The organism is Citrobacter rodentium NBRC 105723 = DSM 16636, assembly GCF_021278985.1.
In the GTDB taxonomy this organism is placed as follows: domain Bacteria; phylum Pseudomonadota; class Gammaproteobacteria; order Enterobacterales; family Enterobacteriaceae; genus Citrobacter_A; species Citrobacter_A rodentium.
In genome coordinates, this window is record NZ_CP082833.1 from 3,310,597 (window position 1) to 3,327,094 (window position 16,498).

Sequence of the window (16,498 nt, forward strand, 5' to 3'; positions counted from 1 at the left end):
GCATGTTTTTACGTCAGGAGGATTTTGCCGCCGTTGTGCGTTCGACACCGCTTATTTCCATTGATTTGATTGTGGAAAACGAACGCGGCGAGTTCCTGCTGGGAAAACGAACAAATCGTCCTGCACAGGGCTTCTGGTTCGTGCCCGGCGGGCGAGTGCAGAAGGATGAGACGCTCAGCGATGCCTTTGAGCGTCTCACTCTGGCGGAGCTGGGCCTGCAACTGCCGATGGCAGCGGGCCAGTTTTACGGGGTCTGGCAGCACTTCTATGACGATAACTTTTCGGGCAGCGACTTCACCACGCACTACATCGTGCTGGGGTTCCGTCTGAAGGTGAGAGAGGCAGACCTGTCTCTGCCTGATTCTCAGCATGACGATTACCGTTGGCAGACGCCAGAAGCGCTGCTCGCCAGCGACAATGTGCATGACAACAGTCGGGCGTACTTTATGCCGGAGCGTCAGGCCGGGGTACCGGGTTTATGAAAATATTGGTGTACGGCATTAATTATTCGCCGGAGCTAACCGGCATCGGCAAGTATACCGGCGAGATGGTTGAGTGGATGGCGCGTGAAGGTCATGAGGTGCGGGTCATCACCGCGCCGCCGTACTATCCGCAGTGGAAAGTTGGTGAGCGCTACTCCGCCTGGCGCTATCGCCGGGAAGAGGGGAACGCCACCGTCTGGCGCTGCCCGCTGTATGTGCCGAAGCAGCCTTCAACGCTGAAACGTTTATTGCATCTTGGCAGCTTCGCGCTGAGCAGCTTTTTCCCGCTGATGGCCCAGCGTCGCTGGAAGCCGGATCGCATTATCGGCGTGGTGCCGACGCTGTTTTGCACGCCGGGAATGCGCCTGCTGGCGAAGCTCTCCGGCGCACGCACCCTGCTGCATATTCAGGATTACGAAGTAGATGCCATGCTCGGGCTTGGCCTCGCCGGAAAGGGCCGCACCGGCAAAGTGGCGAAGCTGGCCGCCGCCTTCGAGCGCAGCGGGCTGCACAACGTCGATAACGTTTCCACAATCTCCCGCTCGATGATGAACAAAGCGCAAGAGAAAGGCGTCCCGGCGCAGAGAGTGATTTTTTTCCCGAACTGGTCGGAAGTGGCGCGTTTTCAGAACGTTGACCAGGCAGAGGTGCTCGCGCTGCGCAGTCAGCTTGGCTTGCCGGATGATAAAAAAATCATTCTTTACTCCGGCAATATCGGTGAAAAGCAGGGGCTGGAGAACGTCATTGAAGCCGCAGCGCAGCTACGCGACCAGCCGCTGATGTTCGCCATCGTCGGGCAGGGCGGCGGGAAAGCGCGGCTCGAGAAGATGGCCCGCGAGCGCGGCCTCGATAACATCCGCTTTTATCCGTTGCAGCCGTATGAAGCGCTGCCCGCGCTGTTGAGCATGGGCGACTGCCATCTGGTGGTGCAAAAGCGCGGCGCGGCGGATGCCGTTTTACCCTCCAAGCTGACCAATATTCTGGCGGTGGGCGGCAACGCGGTGATCACCGCCGAGCCGGAAACCGAGCTGGGCCAGCTGTGCGCAAATTATCCGGGCATCGCCGTTTGCGTTGAGCCGGAATCGGTCGCGGCGCTGGTCGCCGGGATTACCACCGCGCTCGCCATGCCGAAAAACAACACGGTGGCATGTGATTATGCCGAACGCACGCTCGATAAAGAGAACGTGCTGAAACAATTTATTGCAGATATACGGGGATAAATCATGAGTCAAACCACTTTATATCCGGTCGTGATGGCCGGTGGCTCCGGTAGCCGTCTGTGGCCGCTTTCCCGCGTACTATATCCAAAACAGTTTTTGTGCCTGAAAGGCGATCTGACCATGCTGCAGACGACTATCTGTCGTCTGAACGGCGTGGAGTGCGAAAGTCCGGTCGTGATTTGCAACGAGCAGCACCGTTTTATCGTCGCTGAGCAGCTGCGTCAGCTGAATAAACTGACCGAGAACATTATTCTCGAACCGGCCGGACGCAACACCGCCCCGGCCATCGCGCTGGCGGCGCTGGCGGCGAAGCGCCACAGTCCGGACAGCGATCCGCTGCTGCTGGTGCTGGCGGCGGATCACGTTATTGCCGATGAAGATGCTTTCCGCGAGGCGGTGCGTAACGCCATGCCCTATGCCGAAGCGGGCAAGCTGGTCACCTTTGGCATCGTGCCGGATCTGCCGGAAACCGGCTACGGCTACATCCGCCGCGGGGAGGTGTTGCCGGGCGGGAGCGACGCGCTGGCTTTTGAAGTGGCGCAGTTCGTCGAGAAGCCCAGTCTGGAAACTGCGCAGGCCTATGTCGCCAGCGGCGATTACTACTGGAACAGCGGCATGTTCCTGTTCCGCGCCGGACGCTATCTGGAAGAGCTGCAAAAGTACCGTCCCGATATTCTGACCGCCTGTGAAAAAGCGATGAGCGTCGTTGACCCGGATCTGGACTTTATCCGCGTGGATGAAGCGGCGTTTCTCGCCTGTCCGGAAGAGTCGGTGGACTACGCGGTCATGGAGCGCACGGCGGATGCGGTGGTGATGCCGATGGATGCGGGCTGGAGCGATGTCGGCTCGTGGTCGTCGCTGTGGGAGATCAGCGCGCATACCCCGGAAGGCAATGTCCATCACGGCGATGTGATTAGCCACAAAACCGAGAACAGCTACGTTTATGCCGAGTCCGGGCTGGTGACCACCGTCGGGGTGAAGGATCTGGTGGTGGTACAGACCAAGGACGCGGTGCTGATTGCCGATCGCAACGCGGTGCAGGACGTCAAAAAAGTGGTTGAGCAGATCAAAGCCGACGGTCGCCATGAACACCATATTCACCGCGAAGTGTACCGGCCGTGGGGCAAATACGACTCTATCGACGCCGGTGACCGCTACCAGGTGAAACGCATTACCGTCAAGCCCGGCGAGGGGCTATCGGTGCAGATGCACCACCATCGCGCCGAACACTGGGTGGTGGTGGCGGGCACCGCTAAAGTGACCATCAACGGTGAGGTCAGACTGCTCGGTGAAAACGAGTCTGTCTATATTCCGCTGGGCGCCACCCACTGCCTGGAAAACCCGGGAAAAATCCCGCTCGACCTGATCGAAGTGCGCTCCGGCTCGTATCTCGAAGAGGACGACGTGGTGCGCTTCCAGGATCGCTACGGAAGGGTTTAACCAGCCGATGATCTTGCCGGATGGCGCGTTGCTTATCCGGCCTACAGTTTTCAGAACCCGTAGGCCCGGTAAGCGCAGCGCCACCGGGCAATTAACGACAAAAACAAATTTGGCCGTTTCACGGTCAGGGCTGACTGTTGCCTGAAGAAGGGTAAAAAGATGACAAAATTAACCTGTTTCAAAGCCTACGATATTCGCGGCAGGCTGGGCGAAGAGCTGAATGAAGATATTGCGTGGCGGATTGGCCGCGCCTACGGCGAATTTCTCAAACCGAAAACCATTGTGCTGGGCGGTGATGTGCGCCTGACCAGCCAGGCGCTGAAGCTGGCGCTGGCAAAAGGGCTACAGGATGCGGGGGTCGACGTGCTGGATATCGGCCTGTCCGGCACCGAGGAGATCTACTTCGCCACCTTCCACCTGGGCGTTGACGGCGGTATCGAGGTGACCGCCAGCCACAACCCGATGGACTACAACGGGATGAAGCTGGTGCGCGAAGGCGCGCGCCCGATCAGCGGCGACACCGGCCTGCGCGACGTGCAGCGCCTGGCGGAGGCCAACGACTTCCCGCCAGTGAATGCGGCAAAGCGCGGCAGCTACCGGCAAATCAGCCTGCGCGATGCCTATATCGACCACCTGTTCGGCTACATTAACCTGAAAAACCTCACCCCGCTGAAGCTGGTGATCAACTCCGGCAACGGCGCGGCCGGTCCGGTGGTGGATGCCATCGAAGCACGCTTTCAGGCGCAGGGCGTGCCGGTGGAGTTCATCAAAGTGCACAACACCCCGGACGGCAACTTCCCGAACGGTATTCCCAACCCGCTGCTGCCGGAGTGCCGGGCCGATACCCGCAACGCGGTGATTGAACACGGCGCGGATATGGGCATCGCCTTTGACGGTGATTTTGACCGCTGTTTCCTGTTCGACGAGAAGGGCCAGTTTATTGAGGGCTACTACATTGTCGGCCTGCTGGCGGAAGCGTTCCTCGAAAAACACCCCGGCGCGAAGATTATCCACGACCCGCGTCTCTCCTGGAACACCGTTGACGTGGTGAAGGCCGCAGGCGGCACGCCGGTGATGTCGAAAACCGGCCACGCCTTTATCAAGGAGCGGATGCGCCAGGAAGACGCCATTTATGGCGGCGAAATGAGCGCCCATCACTACTTCCGCGATTTTGCCTACTGCGACAGCGGGATGATCCCGTGGCTGCTGGTGGCGGAGCTGGTGTGCCTGAAAGGGCAGTCGCTGGGCGAACTGGTGCGCGACCGGATGGCGGCGTACCCGGCCAGCGGGGAAATCAACAGCAGGCTGGCGGAACCGGAGGCGGCGATAGCGCGCGTGGAGCAGCACTTTGCCAGAGAGGCGCTGGCGGTGGACCGCACCGACGGCATCAGCATGTCGTTCGCCGACTGGCGCTTCAACCTGCGCTCCTCCAACACCGAACCGGTGGTGCGTCTGAACGTTGAATCGCGCGGTGACATCCCGCTGATGGAAGCGCGAACGCGCACTCTGCTGACGCTGCTGAATCAGTAAGGTCAGATCCTCCCTTACCCGCTGGCGGGTAAGGGGTTAATAACAGGAACAACGATGACAAATCTAAAAAAGCGCGAACGAGCGAAAACCAATGCATCGTTAATCTCTATGGTGCAACGCTTTTCAGATATCACCATCATGTTTGGCGGGCTGTGGCTGGTCTGCGAAGTGAGCGGACTGCCTTTCCTGTACATGCACCTGTTGGTGGCGCTGATTACGCTGGTTGTTTTTCAGATGCTGGGCGGCATGACCGATTTTTATCGCTCCTGGCGCGGCGTCAAAATCGCTACCGAGCTGACGCTCCTGCTGCAAAACTGGACCCTGAGCCTCGTTTTCAGCGCCGGGCTGGTGGCGTTTAATCAAGACTTCGATAACCGCCTCAGCGTCTGGCTGGCATGGTATCTGCTGAGCAGCCTCGGCCTTGTGCTATGCCGTTCGTTTATCCGCTTCGGCGCGGGCTGGCTGCGCAATCGCGGCTATAACAAACGTCTGGTGGCGGTGGCGGGCGATTTGCCTGCCGGTCAGGCGCTGCTCGACAGCTTCCGCAACGAGCCGTGGCTGGGCTTTGAGGTGGTGGGCGTCTATCACGACCCGAAACCGGGCGGCGTGACCTCCGACTGGGCCGGCAACTTCGAACAGCTGATTGACGATGCCAAAGCCTCACGTATTCATAACGTCTATATCGCCATGTCGATGAGCGACGGCGCGCAGGTGAAAAAGCTGGTGCGCGAACTGGCGGACACCACCTGTTCGGTGATCCTTATTCCGGACGTCTTTACCTTTAATATCCTCCACTCCCGCATTGAGGAAGTGAGCGGCGTGCCGGTGGTGCCGCTGTATGACACGCCGCTGTCGGGTTTAAACCGGCTGCTCAAGCGCGCGGAAGATATCATCCTCGCCTCGCTGATCCTGCTGCTGATCTCCCCCGTTCTGTGCGCGATTGCGCTGGCGGTGAAGTTCAGTTCGCCGGGGCCGGTAATCTTTCGTCAGACCCGCTACGGCATGTACGGTAAGCCGATTAAAGTGTGGAAGTTCCGCTCGATGAAGGTAATGGAAAACGACAGGGTGGTGACCCAGGCGACGCAAAACGATCCGCGGGTCACGAAGGTGGGTAACTTCCTGCGCCGCACCTCGCTCGATGAGCTGCCGCAGTTTATCAACGTGCTTACCGGCGGTATGTCGATTGTCGGCCCGCGTCCACACGCGGTGGCGCATAACGAACAGTATCGACAGCTTATCGAAGGCTACATGCTGCGCCACAAGGTGAAGCCGGGCATTACCGGCTGGGCGCAGATCAACGGCTGGCGCGGCGAGACCGATACGCTGGAGAAAATGGAGAAACGCGTGGAGTTCGACCTGGAATACATTCGCGAATGGAGTATCTGGTTCGACATCAAAATCGTTTTTCTGACCATCTTCAAAGGCTTCGTGAATAAAGCGGCGTATTAACATGAGCTTAAGAGAAAAAACCATCAGCGGCGCGAAGTGGTCGGCCATCGCCACCGTGATCATCATCGGGCTTGGGCTGATCCAGATGACGGTGCTGGCGCGGATTATCGATAACCACCAGTTCGGGCTGCTGACCGTGTCGCTGGTGATTATCGCGCTGGCCGACACCCTTTCCGACTTCGGCATTGCCAACTCCATCATTCAGCGCAAAGAGATAAGCCACCTCGAGCTGACCACGCTTTACTGGCTGAACGTCGGCTTAGGGGTAGTGGTATGCGTGGCGGTATTTCTGCTGAGCGACGGCATTGCCGCTCTGCTGCATAACCCGGATCTGGCGCCGCTGATTAAAACGCTCTCGCTGGCGTTTGTGGTGATCCCGCACGGGCAGCAGTTCCGCGCCCTGATGCAAAAAGAGCTGGAGTTCAACAAGATCGGCATGATTGAAACCAGCGCGGTGCTGGCGGGCTTCACCTTTACGGTAGTCAGCGCCCATTTCTGGCCGTGGGCGTTAACCGCCATCCTGGGGTATCTGGTTAACAGCGCCGTGCGCACGCTGCTGTTCGGCTACTTTGGCCGCAAGATTTATCGTCCCGGCCTGCATTTTTCGCTGGCGTCGGTGTCGTCGAACCTGCGCTTCGGCGCCTGGCTGACGGCGGACAGCATCATCAACTACGTCAATACCAACCTCTCCACGCTGGTACTGGCGCGCATTCTCGGCGCCAGCGTCGCGGGCGGCTATAACCTCGCTTACAACGTGGCGGTGGTGCCGCCGATGAAGCTTAACCCGATCATTACCCGCGTGCTGTTTCCGGCGTTCGCCAAAATTCAGGACGACACGGAGAAGCTGCGCGTCAACTTTTACAAGTTGCTCTCGGTGGTAGGCATTATCAACTTTCCGGCGCTGCTGGGGCTGATGGTGGTCGCCAACAATTTCGTGCCGCTGGTCTTCGGCGAGAAGTGGAACGGCATTATTCCGGTATTGCAGTTGCTGTGCATCGTCGGGCTGCTGCGCTCCGTCGGTAACCCGATAGGTTCGCTGTTGATGGCGAAAGCGCGGGTCGATATCAGCTTCAAATTCAACGTTTTTAAAACCTTTCTGTTTATTCCGGCGATTATCGTCGGCGGGCATCTGGCGGGGGCCATCGGCGTCACGCTGGGTTTCCTGCTGGTGCAAATCATCAACACCGTTCTGAGCTATTTCGTCATGATCAAACCGGTGCTGGGCTCCAGCTATCGTCAGTACATTCTCAGCCTGTGGCTGCCGTTTTATCTCTCGCTGCCGACGCTGGCGGTGAGCTACGGGCTGGGCGTTGTGCTGCGGGGACACCTGCCGCTGGGCCTGCTGCTGGCTTCGCAGATCGTCGCCGGCGCGCTGGCGTTTGCGCTGATGATTGTGCTTTCCCGCCACCCGCTGGTGGTTGAAATGAAGCGGCAGTTTTGCCGCAGCGAAAAAATGAAAACCCTGTTACGGGCAGGCTGAGTCACTATTCTGGCCGGATGGCGACAGCGCCTTATCCGGCCTGCGATTTGAGGTTTTTATGAAATTATTAATCCTGGGCAACCACACCTGCGGCAACCGTGGCGACAGCGCAATTTTACGCGGCCTGCTGGATGCCATTCACCACCTCCAGCCGGAGGCGGAAGTGGATGTGATGAGCCGCTATCCGGTGAGTTCGTCATGGCTTCTGAATCGCCCGGTGATGGGCGACCCGCTCTTTTTACAGATGAAACAGCATAACAGCGCCGCCGGAGTGGTTGGACGGGTAAAAAAGGTATTGCGCCGCCGCTACCAGCATCAGGTGCTGCTCTCGCGCGTGACCGATACCGGCAAACTGCGCAACATCGCCATTGCGCAGGGTTTTACCGATTTTGTCCGTCTGCTCTCCGGCTATGACGCCATTATCCAGGTCGGCGGTTCGTTCTTTGTCGATCTCTACGGCGTACCGCAGTTTGAGCACGCGCTCTGTACCTTTATGGCGAAAAAGCCGCTGTACATGATTGGTCACAGCGTGGGGCCGTTCCAGGATCCGCAGTTTAATCAACTGGCTAATTACGTATTTGGCCATTGCGATGCGCTGATCCTCCGCGAGTCGGTCAGTCTGGATCTGATGAAGCGCAGTGAAATCACCACCGCCAAAGTGGAACACGGCGTCGACACCGCCTGGCTGGTGGATCACCATGCCGGGGATTTTGAGCCGGGCTATGCGGTGCAGCACTGGCTGGATGTTGCCGCTAAACAGAAAACCGTCGCCATTACCCTGCGCGAACTGGCGCCGTTTGATAAACGTCTCGGCACGACCCAGGCGGCCTATGAAAAAGCCTTCGCCGGGGTGGTGAACCGGATCCTCGACGAAGGTTATCAGGTCATTGCGCTTTCAACCTGTACCGGTATCGATAGTTACAACAAGGATGACCGGATGGTGGCGCTGAATCTGCGCCAGCACGTCAGCGATCCGTCGCGTTATCACGTGGTGATGGATGAGCTTAACGATCTCGAGATGGGCAAGATCCTCGGCGCCTGTGCGCTGACCGTCGGCACCCGCCTGCATTCGGCGATTATCTCAATGAACTTTGCGACGCCAGCGATCGCCATCAACTATGAACATAAATCTGCGGGCATTATGCAGCAGTTGGGAATGCCGGAGATGGCGATGGATATTCGTCACCTGCTGGACGGCAGTCTGCAAGGGATGGTGGCCGATACGCTGGGCCAGCTACCGCAGGTGAACGAGCGCCTGGCGGTAGCGGTGCGGCGCGAGCGCGAGCAGGGGATGCGGATGGTTGAGTCGGTACTGGCGCGCATCGGGGAGGGGAAATGAAGGTCAGCTTCTTTTTACTGAAATTTCCGCTCTCATCGGAAACCTTCGTTCTCAATCAGATTACCGCGTTTATTGATATGGGGTTTGAGGTGGAGATCGTCGCGCTGCAAAAAGGCGATACGCAAAACACGCATGCCGCCTGGGAAAAGTACCATCTGGCGGCAAAAACACGTTGGTTACAGGACGAGCCGCAGGGGCGGCTGGCGAAACTGCGCCACCGGGCGCTGAAAACGCTGTCGGGACTGCATCGGGCGGCGACGTGGAAGTCGCTGAATTTTTCCCGCTATGGCGATGAATCGCGCAACCTGATCCTCTCCTCCATTTGCGCGCAGATGCGTAAACCTGTTCACGCCGATGTATTTATCGCCCACTTTGGACCCGCGGGCGTGACGGCGACTAAATTGCGCGAACTGGGGGTGATTAACGGCAAGATCGCGACCATTTTTCACGGTATCGATATTTCCAGCCGGGAGGTGCTTAACCATTACACCCCGGAATACCAGAGACTGTTTCAGCGGGGCGACCTGATGCTGCCCATCAGCGAACTGTGGGCCGCGCGTCTGAAAAGCATGGGCTGTCCGCCGGAGAAAATCGCCGTTTCGCGTATGGGCGTTGATATGGCCCGCTTCAGCCCCCGGCCGGTGAAAGCCCCCGGTACGCCGCTGGAGATCATTTCCGTGGCCCGTCTGACCGAAAAGAAAGGGCTGCACGTGGCGATCGAAGCCTGTCGTCAACTGAAGGAGCAGGGGGTGGCATTTCGTTATCGCATCCTCGGGATTGGTCCCTGGGAACGGCGTCTGCGCACCCTGATTGAGCAGTATCAGTTGGATGAAATGATCGAGATGCCGGGCTTTAAACCCAGCCATAAAGTGAAGGCGATGCTGGATCAGGCGGATGTGTTCCTGCTGCCTTCAGTGACCGGCGCAGATGGCGATATGGAAGGGATTCCGGTGGCGCTGATGGAAGCGATGGCGGTAGGCATTCCGGTTATCTCTACCCTCCACAGCGGTATTCCCGAACTGGTGGAAGCTGGCAAATCCGGCTGGCTGGTGCCGGAGAATGATGCGCAAGCGCTGGCGGCGCGACTCGCGGCGTTCAGTCAGATCGACCAGGATGCTCTGGAACCGGTGGTACAGCGCGCCCGTGAAAAAGTGGAGCATGATTTTAACCAGCAGGTAATTAACCGCCAGTTAGCCAGTCTGCTGCAAACGATGTAAACGAGGTTGTATGCCAGAGACGACTCTCTCCCGACGCACTTTCCTGACGGCCAGCTCCGCGCTGGCCCTCCTTCCCGCTCTCCATTCTCCCTTTGCCCGCGCAGTGACGGCGGGCAGGATGGTGAATATCCAGGATTACCAGCCCGACGACTGGATAGCCTCTTTCAGACAGGCGTTCGCTGACGGCCAGACGGTGCTGGTCCCGGCGGGGCTGGTCTGCGAAAACATCAATACCGGTCTGTTTATTCCGCCAGGCAAAACGCTCCGCGTGGAGGGGGAGCTTCGCGGCAACGGGCGCGGGCGCTTCGTCCTCCAGGATGGCAGTCAGGTCAGCGGCGGAAAAGAAGGACGGCTGCATAACATTACACTTGATGTGCGCGGCTCGGACTGCGTGATTAAAGATATTGCGATGAGCGGTTTTGGTCCGGTGACGCAGATTTACATCGGCGGCAAAAAACCGCGGGTAATGCGCAACCTGGTGATTGATAACATTACCGTGACGCAGGCTAACTACGCCATTTTGCGCCAGGGCTTCCATAACCAGGTTGACGGCGCGCGGATTACCAACGGCAAGTTCAGCGACTTACAGGGCGACGCCATTGAATGGAATGTGGCGATCAACGACCGCGACATCCTGATTTCTGACCATCTTATCGAACGTATCAACTGCACGAACGGCAAAATCAACTGGGGGATAGGGATTGGCCTTGCCGGAAGCACCTACGATAACCGCTATCCCGAAACACAGACGGTGAAGAACTTCGTGGTGGCAAACATTACCGGCTCGGACTGCCGCCAGCTGGTACACGTTGAAAATGGTAAACATTTTGTCATCCGCAACGTGAAAGCGAAAAATATCACGCCCGATTTCAGTAAAAAGGCCGGAATTGATAACGCCACGGTAGCAATTTATGGCTGTGATAATTTCGTGATTGATAATATTAGTATGGTAAATAGCGCCGGAATGTTGATTGGCTATGGCGTGGTAAAGGGAAAATATCTTTCTATTCCACAAAATTTCAAATTGAATAATATCCATCTCGATAACACGAACCTTGCATATAAATTGCGCGGCATCCAGATCTCCTCCGGTAACGCCACCTCTTTCGTTGCCCTCACCAACATCGACATCAAGCGCGCGACGCTGGAGTTGCATAACCAGCCGCAGCATCTTTTTCTGCGTAATATCAACGTCATGCAGGAATCCACCGTCGGCCCGGCGCTGAAAATGCACTTTGACCTGCGTAAAGACGTGCGCGGGAAGTTTATGGCGAAGAAGGATACGCTGCTGTCGCTGGCGAACGTGCAGGCCGTAAACGAGAAGGGGCAAAGCTCGGTAGACATTGACCGCATTAACCACCAGGTAGTGAACGTGGACGCGATTAACTTCAGGCTGCCGGAGGGGAGGGGGTAGATTTGCGACCATTCCTGGCAAAACCGGTCCATACTTAGGATTATGGCTACTGCATTTTGTCGACAGGCGGCGTAGCATCAATATCAAATCAGCCAGGTTACCCCGGGGAATAAATCCTGCTGGCGAAAACGAGTTAACGAGCTATAATTCAGCAACCATTTTACAGGTGGAAGAAATAATGATTAATTTGAAAGCAGTTATACCGGTAGCGGGTCTGGGTATGCACATGTTGCCTGCCACCAAGGCAATTCCCAAAGAGATGCTGCCGATCGTCGACAAGCCGATGATTCAGTACATCGTTGACGAGATTGTGGCTGCAGGGATCAAAGAAATCCTCCTGGTAACTCATGCGTCCAAGAACGCCGTTGAGAACCACTTCGACACCTCATATGAATTAGAGTCGCTTCTGGAGCAGCGCGTTAAGCGTCAGCTGCTGGCGGAAGTACAGTCCATTTGTCCGCCGGGCGTGACCATCATGAACGTTCGTCAGGCGCAGCCGCTGGGGCTGGGACACTCAATCCTTTGTGCCCGCCCGGTTATCGGTAACAACCCGTTTGTGGTGGTTCTGCCAGATATCATTATCGATAACGCCAGTGCAGATCCGCTGCGCTATAACCTCGCTGCGATGGTGGCCCGTTTCAACGAAACCGGTCGTAGCCAGGTGCTGGCGAAACGTATGAAGGGCGATCTTTCAGAGTACTCAGTGATCCAGACAAAAGATCCGCTGGATACGGAAGGCAAAGTCAGCCGCATCGTCGAGTTCATCGAGAAGCCGGACCAGCCACAGACGCTGGATTCCGATCTGATGGCAGTAGGACGCTATGTGCTTTCCGCAGATATCTGGGCCGAGCTGGAAAGAACGGAACCGGGCGCCTGGGGACGTATCCAGTTAACGGATGCAATAGCTGAACTGGCGAAAAAACAGTCTGTGGATGCGATGCTAATGACTGGCGATAGCTATGACTGCGGTAAGAAAATGGGCTATATGCAGGCGTTTGTGAAGTACGGACTGCGGAACCTGAAGGAAGGGGCGAAGTTCCGGAAGGGGATTGAGAAAATTCTTAGCGAGTAAGCGGGTAAAAAGTTAGCCTGACAACGCTAAACTATTAACGGCAGTAAACATTCAGGGCAAGTGAAACCATTGCCGGAATGTTTACTGCCGTTTTTGTTACGTTAAGAAAAAGCTTATCCTTTCAGCGGGTTAACTATCAAAATTTAAACGGCTTTTTATAATATTTCTTCTTGTTTCTGACTTCGTTTGGTAAGACAATTAGCATTTGAGTTTAGAGGGCCTGCGGGTAAAGGCAGGCTTTGACACATCTTTAAAAGAACGCAGTGCACTGGTAGCTGTAAAGCCAGGGGCGGTAGCGTGTCAAAAACATATTTTTTTAAATTATAAATCGGTTATTAACTCCCGATGTTGATAACTTATGCGGAATTGTAAAGTGAAAATACTTGTTACTGGTGGTGCAGGTTTTATTGGTTCGGCGGTGGTTCGCCATATTATAAATAATACTCAAGATAGCGTAATTAATATAGATAAATTAACATACGCGGGTAACCTGGAATCACTTAATGATATTTCTGACAGCAACCGCTATGTTTTTGAACGTGCGGATATCTGCGATGCGACAGCAATGGCGCGTATTTTTACAAAGTATAAACCAGATGCGGTGATGCATCTGGCAGCAGAAAGTCATGTTGATCGTTCCATTACAGGACCCGCTGCATTTATTGAAACCAATATTGTCGGTACATATGTGCTTCTTGAAGCAGCTCGTGAGTACTGGACTGCGCTTGATAGCGAAAAAAAGCAGGCGTTTCGCTTCCATCATATTTCCACCGACGAAGTCTATGGGGATTTACCGCATCCGGATGAAGTGGATGCCAATAGTGATCTTCCACTGTTTACTGAAAAGACACCCTATGCGCCCAGCAGCCCGTATTCAGCATCAAAAGCGTCAAGCGATCACTTGGTTCGCGCATGGTTGAGGACATTTGGCCTGCCAACGATAGTGACTAATTGTTCAAATAACTACGGACCGTATCACTTCCCCGAGAAGCTGATCCCGCTGGTGATTTTGAACGCTCTTGAAGGTAAAACGCTGCCAATATATGGCAAAGGCGACCAGATCCGCGACTGGCTGTATGTTGAAGATCATGCGCGTGCTCTTTACACCGTCGTAACCCAGGGTAAACCGGGTGAGACTTATAACATCGGTGGGCATAACGAAAAGCAGAATCTTGATGTGGTACACACGATTTGCGATCTGCTGGATGAAATTGTTCCGAAAGAGGGCTCTTATCGCGATCAAATCACCTACGTTACGGACCGTCCGGGTCACGATCGTCGCTATGCGATTGATGCAGAAAAAATTAGCCGCGAGCTGGGCTGGAAACCGCAGGAAACCTTTGAGAGTGGTATTCGTAAAACTGTGGAGTGGTATTTAGCAAACGCGCAATGGGTTGAAAACATTCAAAGCGGTGCTTATCAGAGCTGGATCGAACAAAACTATGGGGAACGTCAGTAATGAACATCCTTTTGTTCGGTAAGACAGGGCAGGTGGGTTGGGAGTTGCAACGTTCACTCGCACCATTAGGAAACCTGATTGCGCTTGATGTTCGTTCTACCGACTACTGCGGCGATTTTAGTGACCCTGAAGGTGTCGTAGAGACGGTTCGACGCATCCGCCCCGATGTCATTGTCAATGCAGCAGCGCATACCGCCGTGGATAAAGCAGAAACAGAGGTTGAGTTTGCCCAGTTACTGAACGCAAAGAGCGTCGAAGCGATAGCGAAAGCTGCGCAAGAGGTGGGGGCCTGGGTGGTGCATTATTCCACCGACTATGTTTTTCCGGGTACTGGCGAGACACCATGGCGCGAGACAGATGCAACGGCCCCACTTAATGTCTATGGTGAAACAAAGCTGGCAGGTGAAAAGGCACTACAGACGCATTGTTCCCGGCATCTGATATTCCGCACCAGTTGGGTTTATGCTGGGAAAGGCAATAACTTTGCAAAAACTATGTTACGTCTCGCAAAAGAACGTACTGAGATGTCAGTGATTAACGATCAGTTTGGCGCGCCAACGGGGGCTGAGCTGCTGGCGGATTGTACTGCACATGCCATTCGTGTTGCCATGGTTAAACCGGAAGTTGCGGGGCTTTATCATCTGGTTGCAAGTGGCACAACCACCTGGTATGACTATGCTTCTTTTATTTTCGCCGAAGCGCGTAAAGCTGGAATGAATTTGGCTCTGAGGGACCTTAAAGCGGTGCCAACCAGCGCATACCCCACTCCTGCGCGTCGTCCTGCTAACTCCAGGCTTAATACGGATAAATTCCAGCAAAGTTTTGATCTGGTTCTTCCTCAATGGGAGGCGGGTGTCAAACGCATGCTGGATGAACTGTTCACAACGACAGTTATTTAAAAATTCTTTAATGCCCAAATGCGGGCATTTTGTGTTTAAAGAGAAGAATATATGAAAACGCGTAAAGGGATTATTCTCGCTGGAGGCTCCGGCACTCGTCTCTATCCGGTTACCATGGCTGTGAGTAAACAATTGCTGCCTATCTTTGATAAACCGATGATTTACTATCCATTATCAACGCTTATGCTGGCCGGTATCCGGGATATTCTTATTATCAGTACACCGCAGGATACGCCGCGCTTTGAGCAACTGCTTGGCGACGGTAGCCAATGGGGTTTAAGACTTCACTATAAAGTGCAACCAAGCCCGGATGGGCTGGCTCAGGCATTTATCATTGGCGAAGAATTCATTGGCAATGATGACTGTGCATTAGTGCTTGGTGACAATATTTTCTACGGTCACGATCTGCCGAAATTGATGGACACAGCCGTTAACAAAGAAAGCGGGGCGACTGTATTTGCTTATCATGTGAACGACCCCGAGCGCTATGGCGTGGTGGAGTTTGATAAAAATGGTACTGCAATAAGCCTGGAAGAAAAACCGCTAGAACCTAAAAGCAATTATGCGGTAACGGGACTCTATTTCTATGATAACAGCGTGGTCGAGATGGCAAAAAATCTTCAGCCTTCCGCACGTGGTGAACTGGAAATTACCGATATTAACCGTATTTATATGGAGCAGGGGCGTTTATCAGTCGCCATGATGGGGCGTGGCTATGCCTGGCTGGATACAGGAACGCATCAAAGCCTGATTGAGGCGAGCAATTTTATAGCCACAATTGAGGAACGTCAGGGGCTGAAAGTTTCATGTCCAGAAGAAATTGCATATCGTAAAGGCTTTATTGATGCGGAGCAGGTAAAAAAGTTGGCTGAGCCATTAAAGAAAAATGCCTATGGCCAGTATCTTTTAAAGATGATTAAGGGTTATTAATAAAATGAAGGTTATTAAAACAGAAATCCCTGATGTATTAATTTTTGAACCGAAAGTGTTTGGTGATGAACGTGGGTTCTTCATGGAAAGCTTTAATCAGAAAGTTTTTGAAGAAGCCATAGGCCGAAAGGTTGATTTTGTGCAGGATAACCATTCAAAATCTTCTAAAGGTGTGCTTAGAGGTTTACACTACCAATTAGCACCTTATGCGCAAGCCAAACTTGTTCGCTGTATTGCAGGTGAAGTTTTTGATGTGGCCGTAGATATTCGTGAATCTTCGCCTACCTTTGGGAAATGGGTTGGGGTTAATTTGTCTGCTGAGAATAAGCGTCAGTTGTGGATCCCTGAGGGGTTTGCACATGGATTTTTGGTGCTGAGTGAAACGGCGGAATTTGTTTATAAGACGACGAATTATTATCATCCTGAATGTGACAGAGGTATTAGGTGGGATGATGCCTATATAGGAATTAAATGGGGGAATGACTACAACGTAAAATTGTCAGATAAAGACAAAAAAAATCCAACAATGAAAGACGTTTTTATGTTTATGTAATTATTAGGTTTTTA

General features: G+C 54.5%; 14 protein-coding genes. All 14 read left to right on the forward strand.

Translation table 11 applies throughout. From position 1 onward, the window contains the following. Positions 1–2 precede the first annotated feature (2 nt). The 14 genes from K7R23_RS15510 to rfbC all read left to right on the forward strand — a co-directional run bounded on the left by K7R23_RS15510 (position 3) and on the right by rfbC (position 16,484). A complete protein-coding gene (locus K7R23_RS15510; RefSeq protein WP_024132740.1) occupies positions 3–482 on the forward strand; it encodes a GDP-mannose mannosyl hydrolase in 480 nt (159 codons plus the stop codon). Beyond that, on the forward strand, positions 479–1,702 hold the full coding sequence (gene wcaI / locus K7R23_RS15515; protein ID WP_012906389.1) for a colanic acid biosynthesis fucosyltransferase WcaI: 1,224 nt from the start codon (positions 479–481) through the stop codon (positions 1,700–1,702). The genes K7R23_RS15510 and wcaI overlap by 4 nt, the downstream gene beginning before the upstream one ends. A gap of 3 nt (positions 1,703–1,705) precedes the next feature. Continuing rightward, a complete protein-coding gene (gene cpsB / locus K7R23_RS15520; protein ID WP_012906388.1) occupies positions 1,706–3,142 on the forward strand; it encodes a mannose-1-phosphate guanyltransferase in 1,437 nt (478 codons plus the stop codon). Positions 3,143–3,301: 159 nt separating this feature from the next. Continuing rightward, a complete protein-coding gene (cpsG, locus tag K7R23_RS15525) occupies positions 3,302–4,672 on the forward strand; it encodes a colanic acid biosynthesis phosphomannomutase CpsG (protein WP_012906387.1) in 1,371 nt (456 codons plus the stop codon). A 54-nt stretch (positions 4,673–4,726) separates the two neighbouring features. Further along, positions 4,727–6,121 carry an undecaprenyl-phosphate glucose phosphotransferase gene (gene wcaJ, locus K7R23_RS15530; protein WP_012906386.1) on the forward strand — a complete coding sequence of 465 codons (1,395 nt, stop codon included), beginning with the start codon at positions 4,727–4,729 and terminating at the stop codon, positions 6,119–6,121. 1 nt (position 6,122) lies between these two features. Next, positions 6,123–7,601 (forward strand): colanic acid undecaprenyl disphosphate flippase WzxC, encoded by a 1,479-nt coding sequence (wzxC, locus tag K7R23_RS15535; protein WP_012906385.1) that lies wholly within the window; start codon positions 6,123–6,125, stop codon positions 7,599–7,601. A gap of 58 nt (positions 7,602–7,659) precedes the next feature. Beyond that, a complete protein-coding gene (wcaK, locus tag K7R23_RS15540) occupies positions 7,660–8,940 on the forward strand; it encodes a colanic acid biosynthesis pyruvyl transferase WcaK (protein WP_012906384.1) in 1,281 nt (426 codons plus the stop codon). Then, positions 8,937–10,157, forward strand: a complete 1,221-nt coding sequence (wcaL, locus tag K7R23_RS15545) for a colanic acid biosynthesis glycosyltransferase WcaL (protein ID WP_012906383.1) — start codon at positions 8,937–8,939, stop codon at positions 10,155–10,157. The genes wcaK and wcaL overlap by 4 nt, the downstream gene beginning before the upstream one ends. A gap of 10 nt (positions 10,158–10,167) precedes the next feature. Continuing rightward, entirely contained in the window at positions 10,168–11,571 is a 1,404-nt protein-coding gene (gene wcaM / locus K7R23_RS15550; RefSeq protein ID WP_012906382.1) for a colanic acid biosynthesis protein WcaM, read from the forward strand. Positions 11,572–11,749: 178 nt separating this feature from the next. Continuing rightward, complete coding sequence (gene galF / locus K7R23_RS15555) at positions 11,750–12,643, forward strand: UTP--glucose-1-phosphate uridylyltransferase GalF (RefSeq protein WP_012906381.1); 894 nt, start codon at positions 11,750–11,752, stop codon at positions 12,641–12,643. A 373-nt stretch (positions 12,644–13,016) separates the two neighbouring features. Then, complete coding sequence (gene rfbB / locus K7R23_RS15560) at positions 13,017–14,102, forward strand: dTDP-glucose 4,6-dehydratase (protein ID WP_012906380.1); 1,086 nt, start codon at positions 13,017–13,019, stop codon at positions 14,100–14,102. After that, complete coding sequence (gene rfbD, locus K7R23_RS15565) at positions 14,102–15,001, forward strand: dTDP-4-dehydrorhamnose reductase (protein ID WP_012906379.1); 900 nt, start codon at positions 14,102–14,104, stop codon at positions 14,999–15,001. The genes rfbB and rfbD overlap by 1 nt, the downstream gene beginning before the upstream one ends. 51 nt (positions 15,002–15,052) lie before the next feature. Further along, entirely contained in the window at positions 15,053–15,931 is an 879-nt protein-coding gene (rfbA, locus tag K7R23_RS15570; RefSeq protein WP_012906378.1) for a glucose-1-phosphate thymidylyltransferase RfbA, read from the forward strand. 4 nt (positions 15,932–15,935) lie between these two features. Beyond that, on the forward strand, positions 15,936–16,484 hold the full coding sequence (gene rfbC, locus K7R23_RS15575; protein WP_012906377.1) for a dTDP-4-dehydrorhamnose 3,5-epimerase: 549 nt from the start codon (positions 15,936–15,938) through the stop codon (positions 16,482–16,484). The last annotated feature ends 14 nt before the right edge of the window (positions 16,485–16,498 follow it).